This window comes from Variovorax sp. YR566 (assembly GCF_051992195.1).
Lineage (GTDB): Bacteria > Pseudomonadota > Gammaproteobacteria > Burkholderiales > Burkholderiaceae_C > Variovorax.
The window spans coordinates 6,652,717-6,669,211 of record NZ_CP197092.1 but is presented as its reverse complement, the minus strand read 5'-3'; the positions used below and the strand labels follow the sequence as shown (position 1 = coordinate 6,669,211).

Here is a 16,495-nt window from a genome sequence, read left to right as displayed (position 1 = left end):
GCCATGAACAACGACGCCATCGTCACCCGCCACCTCGGCATCCGCGGCCGCGTGCAGGGCGTGGGCTACCGCTGGTCGATGGTGCAGGCGGCGAAGCGGCTCGGCGTGCGCGGCTGGGTGCGCAACCGGCGCGACGGCAGCGTGGAGGCGCTCGCGGCCGGCGAGGCTGCGGCGGTGGATGCGTTGATCCGCTGGGCGCACCAGGGGCCGGACGGTGCGCGCGTGGAAGCGGTCGACGTGAGCGATGCGGCTACGCACGGCGTGCCCGAGGGCTTCGAGCAGCGCGAAACCGCCTAGTACCCGCCGGCTGGCGCCATTTGCAACCCCGCAGGCGGGCATTGCTACCTTCCGCGGCTTGTGTACCAAGCAGGGCAATTGCATGTGTCGGACAATCGAAGGCGGTTTCTCATCCTCCCGCGACACAAGAGACATCCCATGAAACTCCCCACCAAAGTCAAGATCGTCGACGTCGGCCCGCGCGACGGCCTGCAGAACGAAAAGCAGCCGGTTTCCGCTGAGGTCAAGATCGGCCTCGTGCACCGCCTGCAGGACGCGGGGCTCAAGGAGATCGAAGTCACCAGCTTCGTCAGTCCCAAGTGGGTGCCGCAGATGGCCGACAACGCCGAGGTGATGCACGGCATCAAGCGCGAGCCCGGCGTGCGCTATTCGGTGCTCACGCCCAACATGAAAGGCTTCGAGGCCGCCATCGCCGCGCCGCGCGAAGAGTGGCCCGACGAGATCGTGGTGTTCGGCGCAGCCAGTGAGGCCTTCAGCCAGAAGAACATCAACTGCTCCATTGCCGAGAGCATCGAGCGCTTTGCGCCCGTGGTGGCCGCGGCGCTCGAGAAGGGCATCCGTGTGCGCGGCGCCATGTCGTGCACCGTGGGCTGCCCCTATGAAGGCGAGATCGCGCCGGCCAAGGTCGGCTACCTCGCGCAGCTGATGAAGGGCATCGGCGTGCAGCGCGTGGACGTGGCCGACACCATCGGCGTGGGCACGCCGCGCAAGGTGCAGGCGGCGATGGAGGCCACGCTGGCGCACTTCGATGTCGACGCCATTTCCGGCCACTTTCACGACACTTACGGGCAGGCGCTGGTCAACACGCTGGCGGCGCTCGAGATGGGCGTGTGGAACTTCCAATCGTCCTCGGCCGGCCTGGGCGGCTGCCCGTACGCCAAGGGCGCGACCGGCAACGTGGCGACCGAAGACGTGGTCTACATGCTGCACGGCATGGGCATCGAGACCGGCATCGACCTCGACAGGCTGATCGACGCGGGCGTGTACATCAGCGAGGCGCTGGGCCGCGAGCCGAACTCGCGTGCCTCGAAGGCCATCCGCACCAAGCGGGCGGGTTGAAGCATGGACCTGCAAGTCTGGCTCGCATTCCTGGTGGCGAGTTGCGTCATCGCCGTGTCGCCCGGTTCGGGCGCGGTGCTCAGCATGAGCCATGGGCTCAGCTACGGCGTGCGGCGCACCACGGCGACCATCGTGGGGCTCCAGCTGGGGCTCGCCGTGATCCTGCTGGTGGCCGGGCTCGGCGTGGGCGCGGTGCTCACCGCCTCGGCCACCGCGTTCACGGTCATCAAAGTGGTCGGCGCTTGCTACCTTCTGTGGCTGGGCTGGCGCCAGTGGCGCGCGCCCGTTGCGAAGATCGACGGCAACGCGCAGGAGGCGGCCTCCGAGCCCGACCTCACGGCGCCGCAGCGCGTGCTGCGCGGCTTCCTGACCAACGTGACCAACCCCAAGGGCATCGTCTTCATGGCGGCCGTGCTGCCGCAGTTCATCCAGCCGACGCGGCCGCTGTGGCTGCAGCTGCTGGTGCTGCTGGCCACGACGGTGATGGTCGACGTGACTGTGATGCACGGTTACGCCTGGCTGGCCGCACGGCTGCAGGGCGTGCTTCGCAGCGTGCGCGCCCGGCGTGCGCAGAACCGCGTCTTCGGCGGCGTGCTGATGGCGATGGGCGCATTCCTGTTTGCATTCAAGCGCAGCGCGTAGAGGCTGCGGACCCGTTTCCTCATTCCCCCGGCACCACGGTGCCTGATAGATTCGAATCCATGTCCATGTGCGGCTCTGAACTCCACTCCCTCCCCGAAGGCGTCCAGCGCGTCTCCCGCGTGCTGCAGGACGCCGGCCACCCCCATTCGCCACGCATGCTCGACGACGCCTGCCGCACCGCGCAGCAGGCGGCCGACGCGCTCGGCATCTCCGTCGGGCAGATCGCCAAGAGCATCATCTTCCGCCGCAAGAGCGACGAAGTGGCGGTGCTGGTCATCACCTCGGGCGACAAGCGCGTGGACGAGAAGAAGGTCGATGCGCTGGTCGGCAAGACCGGCCGCGCCGATGCCGACTTCGTGAAGGCGCGCACCGGCTTCACCATCGGCGGCGTCTCGCCTGTGGGGCACGTGACCAAGCCCGTGGTGCTGATCGACCGCGAGCTGTTCCGCTTCGAGGAAATCTGGGCGGCCGCGGGCCATCCGCATGCGGTGTTCCAGCTGCGCCCGCATGACCTCGAGAAGCTCACCGGCGCGCCGGTGGCGGACGTGGTGTGAATTTCGACGAGGCGGAAACGCTCGCCGAACGCGCCGTGGCCGTGCAGGCCATGGCGCAAGACGTGCCCTCGCCGTGCTCGTCGGTGTGCCGCATGGACCGCCTGAGCGGCTTCTGCGAAGGCTGCCTGCGCACCATTCCCGAGATCGCGGGCTGGAGCAAGATGGAAGACGAAACGCGGCGCCATGTGTGGCGAGCGATAGAGTTGCGGGCCAAGGCCGGCATCTGGCGGGCTCCAGCCGACACAGGAGACAGGCACGCATGAAGCACATCGACTTCTATCTCGACTTCATCTCGCCCTACGCGCATCTCGCGTTCGAACACCTGCCCGAGGCGCTCGAAGGCCTGAACTACAGCGTGGCGTACAAGCCGGTGCTGCTGGGCGCGCTGCTCAAGCAGCACGGGCAACTCGGCCCGGCAGAGATTCCGTCGAAGCGCAGCTGGACGTATCGCCACGTGCTCTGGCTGGGCCATGCGAACGGCATCGAGATCGAGATGCCGGCCTCGCATCCTTACAACCCGCTGGCCCACCTGCGGCTCGCGCTGTCGACCAGTGACGACGGCAGCATCAGCCGCCTTGTGGCAGAGACCGTCTTCCGCCACGTGTGGCGCGGCGGTGAAGAGCCTGGCGACGCCACGCGCCTTGCTGCGCTCACCGCACAGCTGAAGCCGAAGCGCGAAGCGAACAGCGACGAGAGCAAGGCCCTGCTCAAGCGCAACACCGACGAGGCCCTGCAGCTCGGCGTGTTCGGCACGCCGGCCTATGTGGTCGATGGCCGCCTGTTCTGGGGCTTCGACGGCCTCCAGATGCTGCGTGCCTATCTGATGGGCGACGCATGGTTCGACGGCCCGCAATGGACCTTGGCCGACCAGCGCCCATCCCTGCTGCGCAGCAGCAAGAACCAGGCACCTAGGTAAAACCCGGTAAGGGCCGAATTTCTTACAGGCTGAAACGCGCTGCGCGGGTTTCACCCTAATCCGTAAGCGTCGGTTCAGTTTCGCGCAAGGCTCGGGTCAGTCGCGCCTCCAAGAATGCCTCACGGTCCCGAATGCCGGGAACCGCAACGAACGCATACACAGGAGATGACCAATGGCAGCCACACTAGATTCGAGGGGAGTGCCGCATCCGGCCCCCCGGCCCATGTCAGCGGAGGAGAAGAAAGTCATCTTCGCCTCCTCGCTCGGCACCGTGTTCGAGTGGTACGACTTCTACCTCTACGGTTCGCTGGCCGCGATCATCGCGAAGCAGTTCTTCAGTGGTCTGGATGCGGGCGCGGCCTTCATCTTCGCGCTGCTGGCGTTCGCCGCCGGCTTCCTGGTGCGTCCGTTCGGCGCCATCGTGTTCGGCCGCCTGGGCGACATGATCGGGCGCAAGTACACCTTCCTGGTCACGATCCTGATCATGGGCCTGTCGACCTTCATCGTCGGCCTGCTGCCCAGCTACGCGACCATCGGCGTCGCGGCGCCGGTGATCCTGATCGCGCTGCGCATGCTGCAGGGCCTGGCGCTCGGCGGTGAATACGGCGGTGCCGCCACTTACGTGGCCGAGCACTCGCCGCACGGCAAGCGCGGCGCCTACACCTCGTGGATCCAGACCACGGCAACGCTCGGCCTGTTCCTGAGCCTGCTGGTGATCCTGGGCGTGCGCGAATGGCTCGGCGAAGCGGTGTTCAACGACTGGGGCTGGCGCATTCCGTTCCTGGTGTCGATCCTGCTGCTGGGCATCTCGGTGTGGATCCGCCTGTCGCTGAGCGAATCGCCGGCCTTCCAGAAGATGAAGGCCGAGGGCAAGACCTCGAAGGCGCCGCTGTCCGAGTCGTTCGGCGAGTGGAAGAACCTGAAGATCGTCATCCTGGCGCTGGTCGGCCTCACCGCAGGCCAGGCGGTGGTCTGGTATTCGGGCCAGTTCTACGCGCTCTTCTTCCTGACGGCGCAGCTGAAGGTCGATGCGACCACGGCCAACCTGATGATCGCCGCCGCGCTGCTGCTCGGTACGCCGTTCTTCGTGGTGTTCGGCACGCTGTCGGACAAGATCGGCCGCAAGCCGATCATCATGGCCGGCTGCCTGCTGGCCGTGGTCACCTACTTCCCGGTCTTCAAGATGCTGACCGAAGCCGCCAACCCCGACCTGGCCCGCGCACAGGCCACGGCCGCCGTCACGGTGACGGCCGACCCGGCGACCTGCTCGTTCCAGGGCAATCCGGTGGCACGCGAGATCGACTTCCGCAGCTCGTGCGACATCGCCAAGCGCTACCTCGTGCAGAACTCGGTGAGCTATGAGAACGTGGCCGGCGCGCCGGGTTCGAAGGCCATCGTGAAGATCGGCGACAAGTCGGTCGAGGCGCCGGTCGGCAACGTCGCGAACTCCAAGTTCGACGAGAACTCCGCCAAGGAAATCGCTGCCTTCAAGAAGGGCGTGGCCGAAGACCTGAAGGTTGCGGGCTACCCGGCCAAGGCCGACCCAGCCAAGATCAACAAGGTGATGACGGTGCTGCTGCTGTTCTGGCTGGTGCTGCTGGTGACCATGGTCTACGGCCCGATCGCCGCGATGCTGGTCGAGCTGTTCCCCACGCGCATCCGCTACACCTCGATGAGCCTGCCGTACCACATCGGCAACGGCTGGTTCGGTGGCCTGCTGCCGACCACGGCCTTCGCCATCGTGGCCTCCACCGGCAACATGTACAACGGGCTTTGGTATCCGATCATCATTGCCGGCATCACGCTGGTGGTGGGCACGATCTTCATCCGCGAAACCAAGAACGTGGACATCTACGCGAACGACTGAGCGTCGCTCGCACAGGAGGGCGCCATGCCCTCCGTTCAACAAAGAGGCTTCATGCCAACCGCATGAGGCCTTTTTCTTGAACCCCTCGAATCAATCAACCTCGTCAGGAGACAACACCCATGTGGAAACTCGTCGTCGGCTTCGTCATCTTTGCCGCCATTGCTCTGTACGTGATCTCCAAGGCCGGCGACAAGGTCGACATGTCGGGCGAGAAGCACGGTGGCGATACCACCACGCACGAGCCTGCGCCCGCCGCTGCGCCCAAGTAAGGCGCCGCCTTATCTTTTGAATTTGCCGTCGCTGACGATCGACAGGTCTACGAAGTCGATGCCCGTGTGGTCCGTCGGCGAGTAGCTCACGTCGAGCCCGCCGCCCACGTCGTACTGGAAGTTGTTGAGCGTGGCGATGAGCTTTGCGCGCGTGGGCTTCGGGCCCGTGCGGCGCAGCGCCTCCACCATCACCTTGGTGGCGACGAAGCCTTCGAGCAGCGCGGGCGACAGGTCGTTCTGGCCCTTGGCCTTGGCCAGCGCCAGCGCTTCCTTGATGAGCGGGTGGCCGAAGGAGCGCTCGTAGGGCAGCACCTGCGTGATGATCACGCCGGCACTCGCCGAGCCCAGTTCCTTGATGAAGCCCGAGGCCGCGTTGTTCGACAGCGTGATGATCTGCGCCGCCGAGCCCGCGGCGCGCAGCGCCTTGATGCCGTCGGTCACGGCAGTGCCCGAGCCGATCCACAGCACCGCCTGCGCGTTGGCCTTGGTCAGCTGCGGAACGATCGCCGCGAAGTCGGGCTTGTTGCGGTCGGCCAGCGCGACCACGGCCGGCTTCAGGTTCGCTTTCTCGAAGCCCTTGTTCGCGCCTTCCATCGCGTCCTTGCCGAAGGAGTCGTCGGCTTGCACCACGGCGATGCGCTGGATGCCGGTGGTCTGCAGGTGCTGCACGGCCTTCTCGGCCTCGCGCTGATAGGTCGAGCGCACGTTGAAGATGTTCTTCTGCAGCGGCTTGTGCAGCGCCATCGCACCCGTCGAAGGGCCGACCAGCGCCACGCCGTACTTGTCGAGCAGCGGAATCACCGCGAGCGTGTTGGGCGTGCCGCGGTTGAGCAGCAGCGCGACGACCTTCTTGTCTTCGATGAGCACGCGCGTGTTCTCCAGCGAGCGCTTGGCGTCGAGGCCGTCGTCCATGCGGATCACCTCGATCTGCTCGCCGTTGATGCCGCCCTGGGCGTTGACCTGGTCGATGACCAGTTGCGAGCCCATGATGGTTTCCTTGACGCTGGCCGCCACCGGCCCCGAAAGGTCGGCCGACTGGCCGATCAGGATCTGGGCCGATGCGCCCGGGGCCGCCATGGCCAGGAGCAGCGCCACGGCGCAGGACGTGAACGTCTTTTTCATCGAGCAAAGCCTTTCCACGAAGCGGAGTGCTTCTGTCAGCAGGTGTGTAATGTGTTGCTGAACGTCACTTGCCGCCAGTTCGCGGAAACCCTGTCAAACCAAGGTTTGCAGAATGCCCAGAGCCCACGGCCCGCCGGTTTTGCCGGCGGGCCGTTGGTTCGAAAGGCGTAGTCGAGGGGCGGGGCTCAGCGCTTGAAGCGCCCGTCGCTGATGATCGAAAGGTCCGCGAAGTCGATGCCGCTGTGGTCCTGCGGCGAATAGCTCACTTCAAGCCCGCCGCCCAGGTCGTAGCCCTTGAGGCCTTCGAGCGCAGCGACCATCTTCGCGCGCGTGGGCTTGGGGCCCGCGCGGCGCAGCGCCTCCACCAGCACCTTGGCCGAGGCGAAGCCTTCGAGCATGGCCGGCGACAGCTCCGCCTGGCCCTTGGCCTGTGCGAGTGCCTGGGCTTCCTTCACCATCGGCTGGCCGAGCGAGCGCTCGTTCGGGAACACCTGCGTCACGATCACGCCCTTGCTCGCGTCGCCCAGCTGCTTGATGAAGCCCGAGGAGGCGTTGTTCGACAGCGTGACCACCTGCGCCGCCGAGCCGCCCGCGCGCAGCGCCTTGATGCCGTCGACCACGGCAACGCCCGAGCCGATCCACACCACGGCCTGCGCATTGGCGTCCTTGATGGCCGGCACGATGACCTTGTAGTCGGGCTTGTCGCGGTCGGCCGGAATGGTCACGACCGGCTTGGCCTTGCCCTTGGCGAAGCCGGTCATCGCGCCTTCGAGTGCGTCCGTGCCGAACGAGTCGGTCACGTGCACCACCGCGATCCGCGTGAGGCCGATGGTCAGCAGGTGCTGCACGGCCTTCTCGGCCTCGCGCTGGTAGGTGGCGCGCACGTTGAACACGTGCTTCTGCAGCGGCTTGTGCAGCACCATCGCGCCGGTGGAGGGGCCGATGAGCGCCACGTCGTACTTGTCGAGCCACGGGATGATGGCCTGCGAATGCGGCGTGCCGCGGCTCATGAACAGCGCCAGCACCTTCTTGTCTTCGATCAGCACGCGAGCGTTTTCGCTGGCGCGCTTCACGTCGAAGCCGTCGTCCATGCGCAGTATTTCGATCTTCTCGCCGTGGATGCCGCCCTGGGCGTTGACCGAGTCGATCAGCAGCTGCGCGCCGCCGATGGTCTCGTTCACGCTCGCGGCCACCGAGCCGGTCACGCCGGTGGTCTGGCCGATCAGGATCTGGGCCGACGCACCCACGGCGCTGAGGGCCAGCAGGGCGGCGGCGCAAAGCATGCGCGTCTTTGTCATGGAAGTCTTTCGAGGGAATGCAGGAACTGGCGCGGAAACATGTGAAAACAAATGTCGTATTTGTTTCTGAAAGTGTCTGAAACTCCATCCGGACAAACCCCTGCGCGGCCACCGACCTTGTGACGCAATGCGCAAACCCGTCATGGAGCACTCCCTAGAATGTTTGCCCCACCCCCCAAGGCACTCATGACACAGGGCTCCATCCGGATTCGCGGCGCGCGCCAGCACAACCTCCAGAACCTCGACCTCGACATCCGCACCGGCGAGATGACGGTGGTCACCGGGCCCAGCGGCTCGGGCAAGTCCAGCCTCGTTTTCGACACCCTCTACGCCGAAGGCCAGCGGCGCTACGTGGAGACCTTCTCCGCCTACGCCCGCCAGTTCCTGGACCGCATGGACAAGCCGGCCGTCGACAAGGTGGAGGGCGTGCCGCCCGCCATCGCCATCGACCAGACCAACCCGGTGCGCTCCTCGCGCTCCACGGTCGGCACGATGACCGAGCTGAACGACCACCTGAAGCTGCTCTTCGCGCGCGCGGCCAACCTGTTCGACCGCGAAACCGCGCTGCCGGTGCGCCACGATTCGCCCGACAGCATCTACGCGCAGATCGTCGAGCGCGCCGCCGCGGCGGGCGATCCGCGCCTCGTGGTCACCTTTCCGGTCGAGCTGCCCGCGAGCACCACGGCCGAGGAAGTCACGCAGTGGCTGTCGGCCAGCGGCTTCACGCGCGTGCAGGCCGAGCGCGAGGTGGCCACGCCCACCGGGCCGCGCAAGGTGCTCGACGTGGTGGCCGACCGCTTCCGCGCATCGAGCACCGAGCGCTCGCGCGTGGTCGAGGCCATCGAGGTGGCGCTCAAGCGCGGCAGCGGGCGCGTCACGGTGCATGCCACGGGCGCCGAAGAAAACGCATCGGCCGATGTGTGGAAGTTCTCCACCGGCCTGCACTGCCCCGAGAGCGACATCCGCTACGCCGACCCGATCCCGTCGATGTTCTCGTTCAACTCGGCCGTGGGCGCCTGCGAAACCTGCCGCGGCTTTGGCCGCGTGATCGGCGTCGACCTGGGCCTGGTGATTCCGAACGACAAGCTCACGCTGCGAGCCGGCGCCATCAAGACCATCCAGACGCCCGCCTGGAAGGAAGCGCAGGACGACCTCATGCGCCACGCCGAAACCGCCGGCATCCCGCGCGACACCCCCTGGAACAAGCTCACCGACGAGCAGAAGCACTGGGTGATCGAAGGCACGCCCAACTACAAGGAAGGCAACTGGAACAAGCAGTGGTACGGCGTGCGGCGCTTCTTCGGCTACCTGGAGAGCAAGGCCTACAAGATGCACATCCGCGTGCTCTTGTCCAAATACCGCAGCTACACGCCATGCCCCACCTGCAGCGGCGCGCGCCTGAAGCTCGACAGCCTGCTGTGGCGCATCGGCAGCAAGGAAGACGCCGACGCCGTGCTGCCGCCCGAAAAGCGCTTCATGCCCACGGGCGCCAAGTGGACGCGCGCGCAGCTCGAAGCCCTGCCGGGCCTGTGCCTGCACGACCTGATGCTGCTGCCCATCGAGCGGCTGCGCAGGCTCTTCGACCGCGTCGAGCACCACGGCAACGGCCACACGGTGAGCGAAGGCGAAACGCAGGCGCTGAAGCTGCTGTTCGAAGAAATCACCACGCGCCTGCGCTACCTGCACGACGTCGGCATCGGCTACCTCACGCTCGACCGCCAGAGCCGCACGCTGAGCGGCGGCGAAGTGCAGCGCATCAACCTCACGACGGCGCTCGGCACCTCGCTGGTCAATACGCTCTTCGTGCTCGACGAGCCCAGCATCGGCCTGCACCCGCGCGACATGAACCGCATCACCGAGGCCATGCTGCGCCTGCGCGATGCCGGCAACACGCTGGTGGTGGTCGAGCACGACCCGGCCGTGATGCTCGCCGCCGACCGCGTGATCGACATGGGCCCGGGCCCCGGCGCGCGCGGCGGGCAGATCGTGTTCGACGGCACCACCGACCAGCTGCGCGACGCCGACACGCTCACCGGCCAGTACCTGGGCGGGCGCAAGAAGATCGGCATGGGCTTCAAGCGGCTCGTGAGCGAGAACACGCACCGGCTCATCCTCGAAGGCGTGCGCGAGCACAACCTGAAGAACATCGCGGTCGAGTTCCCGCTGGCGCGCCTGGTGTGCGTTACCGGCGTCAGCGGCTCGGGCAAGTCCACGCTGATCCAGGACGTGCTGGCGCCCGCGCTGATGCGCCACTTCGGCAAGGCCACGGAAACGCCCGGCGCGCACGACCGCATGCTCGGCGCCGACCACCTGGGCGACGTGGTGTTCGTCGACCAGTCGCCCATCGGCAAGACCGCGCGTTCCAACCCCGCGAGCTATGTGGGCGCGTGGGACGCCATCCGCGAGATCTTCGCCACCGCGGCGCTGTCGCGCCAGCGCGGCTACACCGCGAGCAAGTTCAGCTTCAACTCCGGCGACGGGCGCTGCCCGACCTGCGGCGGCTCGGGTTTCGAGCACGTCGAGATGCAGTTCCTGTCCGACGTGTACCTGCGCTGCCCCGATTGCGACGGCAAGCGCTACCGCCCCGAAATCCTCGAAGTGCGCGTGGAGCGCAAGGGCAAGAGCTACAACGTGGCCGACGTGCTCGACCTCACCGTGGCCGAAGCGGCCACCGTGTTCGAGGCCGACCGCGACGTGCTGCGCGTGCTGCAGCCGATTTCCGACGTGGGCCTGGACTACGTCAAGCTCGGCCAGCCCGTGCCCACGCTGAGCGGCGGTGAGGCGCAGCGCCTGAAGCTCGCGGGTTTCCTGGCCGAGGCTGCCAAGAACGCGACCTCGAGCAAGCAGTCGGTGGCGCGCAAGGGCACGCTCTTCCTGTTCGACGAGCCGACCACCGGCCTGCACTTCGACGACATCGCGCGGCTGATGCGCGCGCTGCGCAAGCTGCTCGACGCCGGCCATTCGCTGATCGTCATCGAGCACAACCTCGACGTGATCCGCGCGAGCGACTGGCTCATCGACCTCGGCCCCGAAGGCGGCGAGGGCGGTGGCCAGGTGGTGGCAGAAGGCACGCCGGAGCAGCTGCGCGAGAACCGCGCTTCGCTCACCGGCGCCGCGCTGGCCGACTACGAACTCGCCATCGGCCCCGACGCCTACAAGGTGGCCGAGCGCGCCGCGCGCCGCTACATCGCCAATGCGAAGACGGCGCCGGGCAGCAACGCGATCGAGATCGTCAACGCGCGCGAGCACAACCTGAAGAACCTCAGCGTCGACATTCCGCGCGGCAAGTTCAGCGTGGTGACCGGCGTGAGCGGCTCGGGCAAGTCGACGCTGGCCTTCGACATTCTTTTCAACGAAGGGCAGCGCCGGTACCTCGAATCGCTCAACGCCTATGCGCGCAGCATCGTGCAGCCGGCAGGCAGACCCGAGGTGGACGCGGTGTACGGCATTCCGCCGACCGTGGCCATCGAGCAGCGCCTGTCGCGTGGCGGCCGCAAGAGCACGGTGGGCACCACCACCGAGGTGTGGCACTTCCTGCGGCTGCTGTACGTGAAGCTGGGCATCCAGCACTGCATTCACGACGGCGCCGCTGTGCAGCCGCAGACGCCCGACAGCATCGCCGCGCAGCTCATGCGCAACTTCAAGGGCCAGCACATCGGCCTGCTCGCGCCGCTGGTGAGCAGCCGCAAGGGCGTGTACACCGAGCTGGCCGACTGGGCGCGCCCGCGCGGCTTCACGCACCTGCGCGTGGACGGCGACTTCCTGCCGACCACCGGCTTCCCGCGCATCGACCGCTTCAAGGAGCACAGCATCGAGCTGCCCGTGGCCAGCCTCGACGTGCTGCCATCGAAGGAGACCGAGCTGCGCGAGGCGCTGACCAAGGCGCTCGAACACGGCAAGGGCGTTGTGCACGTGCTGAGCCAGCTCGACGGCCTGCGCGCCGCGATGATGGCGGGCGTGTCCGCCGCCGGCATCGGCCGCGTGAACGTGTTCTCCACGCTGCGCGCCTGCCCGGTGTGCAGCACCAGCTACGCCGAGCTCGATCCGCGCCTGTTCAGCTACAACAGCAAGCACGGCTGGTGCCCCGATTGCGTGGGCACGGGTGTCAAGCTCAGCAAGGACCAGCGCAAGGTGTTCGACGACTCCGTGCTGGCCGACGACAACAAGGGCCGCGAGCAGACCTTTGCAGAACCCGAGGTCGAGGACCTGGCCGACGTGGTCTGCCCGACCTGCGAGGGCACGCGCCTGAACGCCACGGCCCGCGCCGTGGGGTTCGGCACCGCGGCTGACGGCTCGGGCGGCATCGGCATCACCGAGCTGGCGCGCATGAGCGTGACCGAGGTGCGCCAGTGGTTCGAGGGGCTGACGCTCACGGGCCGCGAAGCGGAGATCGCGCGCGATCTCGTGCCCGAGATCAAGAGCCGGCTCGAGTTCCTCGAAGAAGTGGGCCTGGGCTACCTCACGCTCGACCGTGGCGCGCCCACGCTTTCAGGCGGCGAGGCGCAGCGCATCCGCCTGGCGGCGCAGCTCGGCAGCAACCTGCAGGGCGTGTGCTACGTGCTCGACGAGCCGACCATCGGCCTTCACGCGCGCGACAACCAGATCCTGCTCGACGCGTTGCACAAGCTCGGCGACAAGGGCAACACGCTGGTGGTGGTGGAGCACGACGAAGACACCATCCGCCGCGCCGACCACATCATCGACATCGGCCCGAGCGCGGGCAAGCGCGGCGGCCGGCTGGTGGCCGAGGGCTCGGTGGCCGACATCCAGAACGCCGGCGATTCGCAGACCGGCCGCTACCTGCGCGATGCCATCAAGCACCCGCTGCAGGCGCGCCGCCTCGTGCCTTCGCCCAACCCCAAGGCCACGGACAACGGCGAATGGCTCACCGTGCACGGCGCCGACCTGCACAACCTGCAGGACGTGACCGCCACGCTGCCGCTGCACCGACTGGTGGTGGTCACGGGCGTCAGCGGCTCGGGCAAGTCGACGCTCGCGCGCGACGTGCTGCTGGCCAACGTGCATGGCATCGTGGTGCAGCGCATGACCAAGGCGGGCCGCGACGCCGACGCCGCCGGCAAGCGCCCGGCGTGGGCCGGCTGCAGCAAGGTCGAGGGCTACGAGACCATCGACCGCGTGCTCGAAGTCGACCAGACGCCCATCGGCAAGACGCCGCGCAGCTGCCCGGCCACCTACATCGGCTTCTGGGACACCATCCGCAAGCTCTTCGCCGACACGCTCGAAGCCAAGGCGCGCGGCTACGGCCCGGCGCGCTTCAGCTTCAACACCGGCGAAGGTCGCTGCCCCGGTTGCGACGGTGCGGGCGTGCGCACCATCGAGATGAGCTTCCTGCCCGACGTGAAGGTGCCCTGCGAGGTGTGCCACGGCGCGCGCTTCAACCCCGAGACGCTGGCCGTGAGCTGGCGCGGCAAGAGCATCGGCGACGTGCTGAAGATGGAAGTCGACGAGGCCGTCGAGTTCTTCGCCAGCATGCCCAACATCGCCCACCCGCTGCAGCTGCTGAAGGACGTGGGGCTCGGCTACCTCACGCTGGGGCAACCCTCGCCCACGCTGTCGGGCGGCGAAGCGCAGCGCATCAAGCTGGTGACCGAGCTGAGCAAGGTGCGCGACGACATCACCCGCCGCGGCCAGAAGGCGCCGCACACGCTGTACGTGCTCGACGAGCCGACCGTGGGCCTGCACATGGCCGACGTCGAGAAGCTGATCCACGTGCTGCACCGGCTGGTGAACGGCGGCCACAGCGTGGTGGTGATCGAGCACGACCTCGACCTGATCGCCGAGGCCGACTGGATCCTCGACCTCGGGCCCGAGGGCGGCAACGCCGGTGGGCGCATCGTCGCGGCGGCGCCGCCGGAAGAAGTGGTGCGGCTCGGCACGCACACCGGCGTGGCCTTGGCGCCAGTGCTGGCGCGATAGGTAGGGCAGGGCGGGGCTTGCCCCCGCCTTCTTCCTCCTCTTATTTCTGGATATCGCCCAGGCAGAGGTACTTGATCTCCACGTAGTCGTCCATGCCGTGGTGCGAGCCTTCGCGCCCCAGGCCCGACTGCTTCACGCCGCCGAAGGGCACGTGCTCGGTGGCGATCACGCCGGCGTTGATGCCGACCATGCCGTATTCCAGCGCTTCCGCCACGCGAAAGATCCGGCCCACGTCGCGTGTGTAGAAGTAGCTCGCGAGGCCGAACTCGGTGTTGTTTGCCGCGTCGATGCCGTCCTGCTCGGTCTTGAAGCGGAACACGGGCGCGAAGGGGCCGAAGGTTTCTTCGCGTGCGCACAGCATGTCGGGGGTGGCTTCGGCAATCACGGTCGGCTCGAAGAACTGGCCCTGCATCCTGTGGCCGCCCGCCAGCACCTTGCCGCCCTTGGCGATGGCGTCGGCTACATGGCGCTGCACCTTGTCGATGGCCGCATCCTCGATCAGCGGGCCCTGCATCACGCCGTCCTCGAAGCCGTTGCCGACCTTGAGTGCCTTCACCTTGGCCGCGAACTTCTCGACGAAGGCGTCATAGATGCCTTCCTGCACATACAGCCGGTTCGCGCACACGCAGGTCTGGCCGGCGTTGCGGTACTTGCTCGCGATGGCGCCTTCGACAGCCGAATCCACATCCGCATCGTCGAACACCAGGAAAGGCGCGTTGCCGCCCAGCTCCAGCGACAGCTTCTTGACCGTCGGCGCGCACTGGCTCATCAGGATGCGGCCCACTTCGGTGGAGCCCGTGAAGCTCAGGTGGCGCACGACGTCGCTCTCGCACAGCTCCTTGCCGATCGCGATGCTGTTCTGGCTGTCGGCCGTGAGCACGTTGAGCACGCCCGCCGGAATGCCGGCCCGCACGGCCAGCTCCGCAGCGGCCAGCGCGGTCAGCGGCGTGAGTTCGGCCGGCTTGATGACGACCGTGCAGCCCGCGGCCAGTGCCGGCGCCACCTTGCGGGTGATCATGGCCAGCGGAAAATTCCACGGCGTGATCGCCGCGCACACGCCGATGGGCTGCTTCATCACCAGCAGGCGGCGGTTGTTGTCGAACTGCGGCAGCACCTCGCCGTTCACGCGCTTGGCTTCCTCGGCAAACCACTCGATGAAGCTCGCGCCGTAGGCAACCTCGCCCTTGGCTTCGGCAAAAGGCTTGCCCTGCTCGGCGGTCATCAGGCGGCCCAGGTCTTCGGTGTTGGCGATCAGCAGGTCGAACCACTTGCGCAGCACGATGCTGCGCTCCTTGCCGGTCTTGCCGCGCCAGGCGGCGAGCGCCTTGTTGGCGGCAGCGATGGCGTGCGCGGCGTCTGTGCGCGTGAGGTTGGCCACGTCGACCAGCTTCCGGCCGGTGGCCGGGTCGTTCACGTCGAAGCGGCTCGCGCCCGCAATCCACTCGCCTGCGATCAGCGCATCGGTCTTGAGCAGGGTCGGGTCGTTCAGCAGCGCGAGGGGAGATGTCTTCGTGTCCATGGTGTCGTGTTGTCTCTAAAGAAGTGAGTAGCCGGTGCAAGCACCCGGTGTCAGCGAAAAGGTACGCCCGGAAGCACGCAGAGCATTTCGTAAAGCAGATTGGCCCCGAGCAGCGCAGTGTTTCCGCTCGTGTCGTACGGCGGGCTGACCTCTACCAGGTCGGCGCCCACCACGTTCAGCCCGCGGCAGCCGCGCACGATTTCCAGCGCCTGAGGCACGGTGAGCCCACCGATCTCCGGCGTGCCCGTGCCGCCGGCGAACGAAGGATCGATGCCGTCGATGTCGAAGCTGATGTACACCGGATGCGTCGGCCCGATGCGCTCGCGCACCTGCGCCATCAGCGGCGCCAGCGACTGGTACCAGACCTCGTGCGCCTGCACCACTGTGAAGCCCTGTTCGCGCGGCCAGTCGAAATCGTCCGCCGCATAGCCGGTGCCGCGCAGGCCGATCTGCCAGACCTTGTCGCAAGCCAGCAGGCCCTCTTCGACGGCGCGCCGGAACGGTGTGCCGTGCGCGATGCGCTCGCCGAACATGTCGTCGTTCACGTCCGCATGCGCATCCACATGCACCAGCGCCACCGGGCCATGTTTGCGCGCCAATGCGCGCAGGATCGGCAACGCGATGGTGTGGTCGCCGCCCAGCGTCAGCGGCGCGCAGCCGGCGGCCAGCACCGTGTCGTAGAAGTCCGAGATGATGTCGATCGATTTTTCGAGCGAATAGGTGTTGATCGGCACGTCGCCCAGGTCGGCCACGTTCAGCTTGTCGAAAGGCGCCGCGCCGGTGGCCATGTTGTAGGGCCGCAGCAATGCCGACTCCGCACGGATCTGGCGCGGTCCGAAGCGCGCGCCCGGCCGGTTGGAAGTGCCGATGTCCAGCGGCACGCCGATGAACGCCGCGTCCAGCCCTGCCGGAGACGTTGCAGCGGGCAGCCGCATCATCGTGCCGGGGCCGGCGAAGCGCGGCATCGTGTTGCCGCCCAGCGGCTGGTTGGGTGTTGTGTTGGTGGGCATCGTGC

13 protein-coding genes are annotated in these 16,495 nt (G+C 67.4%); 9 read left to right on the top strand and 4 right to left on the bottom strand.

Annotated elements, in window-relative coordinates; translation table 11 throughout:
* Nucleotides 1–3: 3 nt before the first annotated feature.
* The 8 genes from ACTG4X_RS31240 (at nucleotide 4) to ACTG4X_RS31205 (ending at nucleotide 5,604) form a co-directional block, all read left to right on the top strand.
* Nucleotides 4–297, top strand: coding sequence for an acylphosphatase (locus ACTG4X_RS31240; protein ID WP_440532794.1), 294 nt, complete (start codon nucleotides 4–6; stop codon nucleotides 295–297).
* Nucleotides 298–435: 138 nt separating this feature from the next.
* Complete coding sequence (locus tag ACTG4X_RS31235; RefSeq protein ID WP_440532793.1) at nucleotides 436–1,356, top strand: hydroxymethylglutaryl-CoA lyase; 921 nt, start codon at nucleotides 436–438, stop codon at nucleotides 1,354–1,356.
* Between the two features lie 3 nt (nucleotides 1,357–1,359).
* Entirely contained in the window at nucleotides 1,360–1,998 is a 639-nt protein-coding gene (gene rhtB, locus ACTG4X_RS31230) for a homoserine/homoserine lactone efflux protein (RefSeq protein ID WP_093056734.1), read from the top strand.
* A gap of 65 nt (nucleotides 1,999–2,063) precedes the next feature.
* Nucleotides 2,064–2,552, top strand: a complete 489-nt coding sequence (locus tag ACTG4X_RS31225; RefSeq protein ID WP_093056785.1) for a YbaK/EbsC family protein — start codon at nucleotides 2,064–2,066, stop codon at nucleotides 2,550–2,552.
* Nucleotides 2,549–2,815, top strand: a complete 267-nt coding sequence (locus ACTG4X_RS31220; RefSeq protein ID WP_093056733.1) for a DUF1289 domain-containing protein — start codon at nucleotides 2,549–2,551, stop codon at nucleotides 2,813–2,815. Before ACTG4X_RS31225 ends, ACTG4X_RS31220 begins: the two co-directional genes overlap by 4 nt.
* The gene (locus tag ACTG4X_RS31215) at nucleotides 2,812–3,468 is read left to right on the top strand and encodes a 2-hydroxychromene-2-carboxylate isomerase (protein WP_093078364.1); all 657 of its coding nucleotides are present in this window, start codon (nucleotides 2,812–2,814) and stop codon (nucleotides 3,466–3,468) included. Before ACTG4X_RS31220 ends, ACTG4X_RS31215 begins: the two co-directional genes overlap by 4 nt.
* 172 nt (nucleotides 3,469–3,640) lie before the next feature.
* Nucleotides 3,641–5,335 (top strand): MFS transporter, encoded by a 1,695-nt coding sequence (locus ACTG4X_RS31210; protein ID WP_093056731.1) that lies wholly within the window; start codon nucleotides 3,641–3,643, stop codon nucleotides 5,333–5,335.
* A gap of 119 nt (nucleotides 5,336–5,454) precedes the next feature.
* Complete coding sequence (locus ACTG4X_RS31205; RefSeq protein WP_019656389.1) at nucleotides 5,455–5,604, top strand: hypothetical protein; 150 nt, start codon at nucleotides 5,455–5,457, stop codon at nucleotides 5,602–5,604.
* Between the two features lie 9 nt (nucleotides 5,605–5,613).
* On the opposite strand, the gene ACTG4X_RS31200 is transcribed toward ACTG4X_RS31205, so the two are convergent.
* Together ACTG4X_RS31200 and ACTG4X_RS31195 are read right to left on the bottom strand one after the other, a co-directional pair.
* Nucleotides 5,614–6,726 carry an ABC transporter substrate-binding protein gene (locus ACTG4X_RS31200; protein ID WP_093056730.1) on the bottom strand — a complete coding sequence of 371 codons (1,113 nt, stop codon included), beginning with the start codon at nucleotides 6,724–6,726 and terminating at the stop codon, nucleotides 5,614–5,616.
* 185 nt (nucleotides 6,727–6,911) lie between these two features.
* Nucleotides 6,912–8,024: an ABC transporter substrate-binding protein gene (locus ACTG4X_RS31195; RefSeq protein ID WP_093078365.1), complete on the bottom strand. Its 1,113-nt coding sequence runs from the start codon at nucleotides 8,022–8,024 to the stop codon at nucleotides 6,912–6,914.
* Between the two features lie 186 nt (nucleotides 8,025–8,210).
* On the opposite strand from ACTG4X_RS31195, the gene uvrA reads away from it, so the two are divergent.
* A complete protein-coding gene (gene uvrA / locus ACTG4X_RS31190; RefSeq protein WP_440534445.1) occupies nucleotides 8,211–13,961 on the top strand; it encodes an excinuclease ABC subunit UvrA in 5,751 nt (1,916 codons plus the stop codon).
* Between the two features lie 40 nt (nucleotides 13,962–14,001).
* Here the strand turns inward: uvrA and ACTG4X_RS31185 are convergent, their stop codons facing one another.
* Both ACTG4X_RS31185 and speB read right to left on the bottom strand, forming a co-directional pair.
* A complete protein-coding gene (locus ACTG4X_RS31185) occupies nucleotides 14,002–15,480 on the bottom strand; it encodes an NAD-dependent succinate-semialdehyde dehydrogenase (protein WP_426390525.1) in 1,479 nt (492 codons plus the stop codon).
* Between the two features lie 50 nt (nucleotides 15,481–15,530).
* Entirely contained in the window at nucleotides 15,531–16,490 is a 960-nt protein-coding gene (gene speB, locus ACTG4X_RS31180; protein ID WP_440532792.1) for an agmatinase, read from the bottom strand.
* Nucleotides 16,491–16,495: the final 5 nt, after the last annotated feature.

What these genes read in the sequence shown, in the direction of transcription:
- ACTG4X_RS31225 (WP_093056785.1), top strand. Translation starts at nt 2,064, where the DNA reads ATGTGCGGCTCTGAACTCCACTCCCTCCCCGAAGGCGTCCAGCGCGTC.
- rhtB (WP_093056734.1), top strand. Translation starts at nt 1,360, where the DNA reads ATGGACCTGCAAGTCTGGCTCGCATTCCTGGTGGCGAGTTGCGTCATC.
- ACTG4X_RS31210 (WP_093056731.1), top strand. Translation starts at nt 3,641, where the DNA reads ATGGCAGCCACACTAGATTCGAGGGGAGTGCCGCATCCGGCCCCCCGG.
- ACTG4X_RS31195 (WP_093078365.1), bottom strand. Translation starts at nt 8,024, where the DNA reads ATGACAAAGACGCGCATGCTTTGCGCCGCCGCCCTGCTGGCCCTCAGC.
- ACTG4X_RS31235 (WP_440532793.1), top strand. Translation starts at nt 436, where the DNA reads ATGAAACTCCCCACCAAAGTCAAGATCGTCGACGTCGGCCCGCGCGAC.
- speB (WP_440532792.1), bottom strand. Translation starts at nt 16,490, where the DNA reads ATGCCCACCAACACAACACCCAACCAGCCGCTGGGCGGCAACACGATG.
- ACTG4X_RS31200 (WP_093056730.1), bottom strand. Translation starts at nt 6,726, where the DNA reads ATGAAAAAGACGTTCACGTCCTGCGCCGTGGCGCTGCTCCTGGCCATG.
- ACTG4X_RS31215 (WP_093078364.1), top strand. Translation starts at nt 2,812, where the DNA reads ATGAAGCACATCGACTTCTATCTCGACTTCATCTCGCCCTACGCGCAT.
- ACTG4X_RS31185 (WP_426390525.1), bottom strand. Translation starts at nt 15,480, where the DNA reads ATGGACACGAAGACATCTCCCCTCGCGCTGCTGAACGACCCGACCCTG.
- uvrA (WP_440534445.1), top strand. Translation starts at nt 8,211, where the DNA reads ATGACACAGGGCTCCATCCGGATTCGCGGCGCGCGCCAGCACAACCTC.
- ACTG4X_RS31240 (WP_440532794.1), top strand. Translation starts at nt 4, where the DNA reads ATGAACAACGACGCCATCGTCACCCGCCACCTCGGCATCCGCGGCCGC.
- ACTG4X_RS31205 (WP_019656389.1), top strand. Translation starts at nt 5,455, where the DNA reads ATGTGGAAACTCGTCGTCGGCTTCGTCATCTTTGCCGCCATTGCTCTG.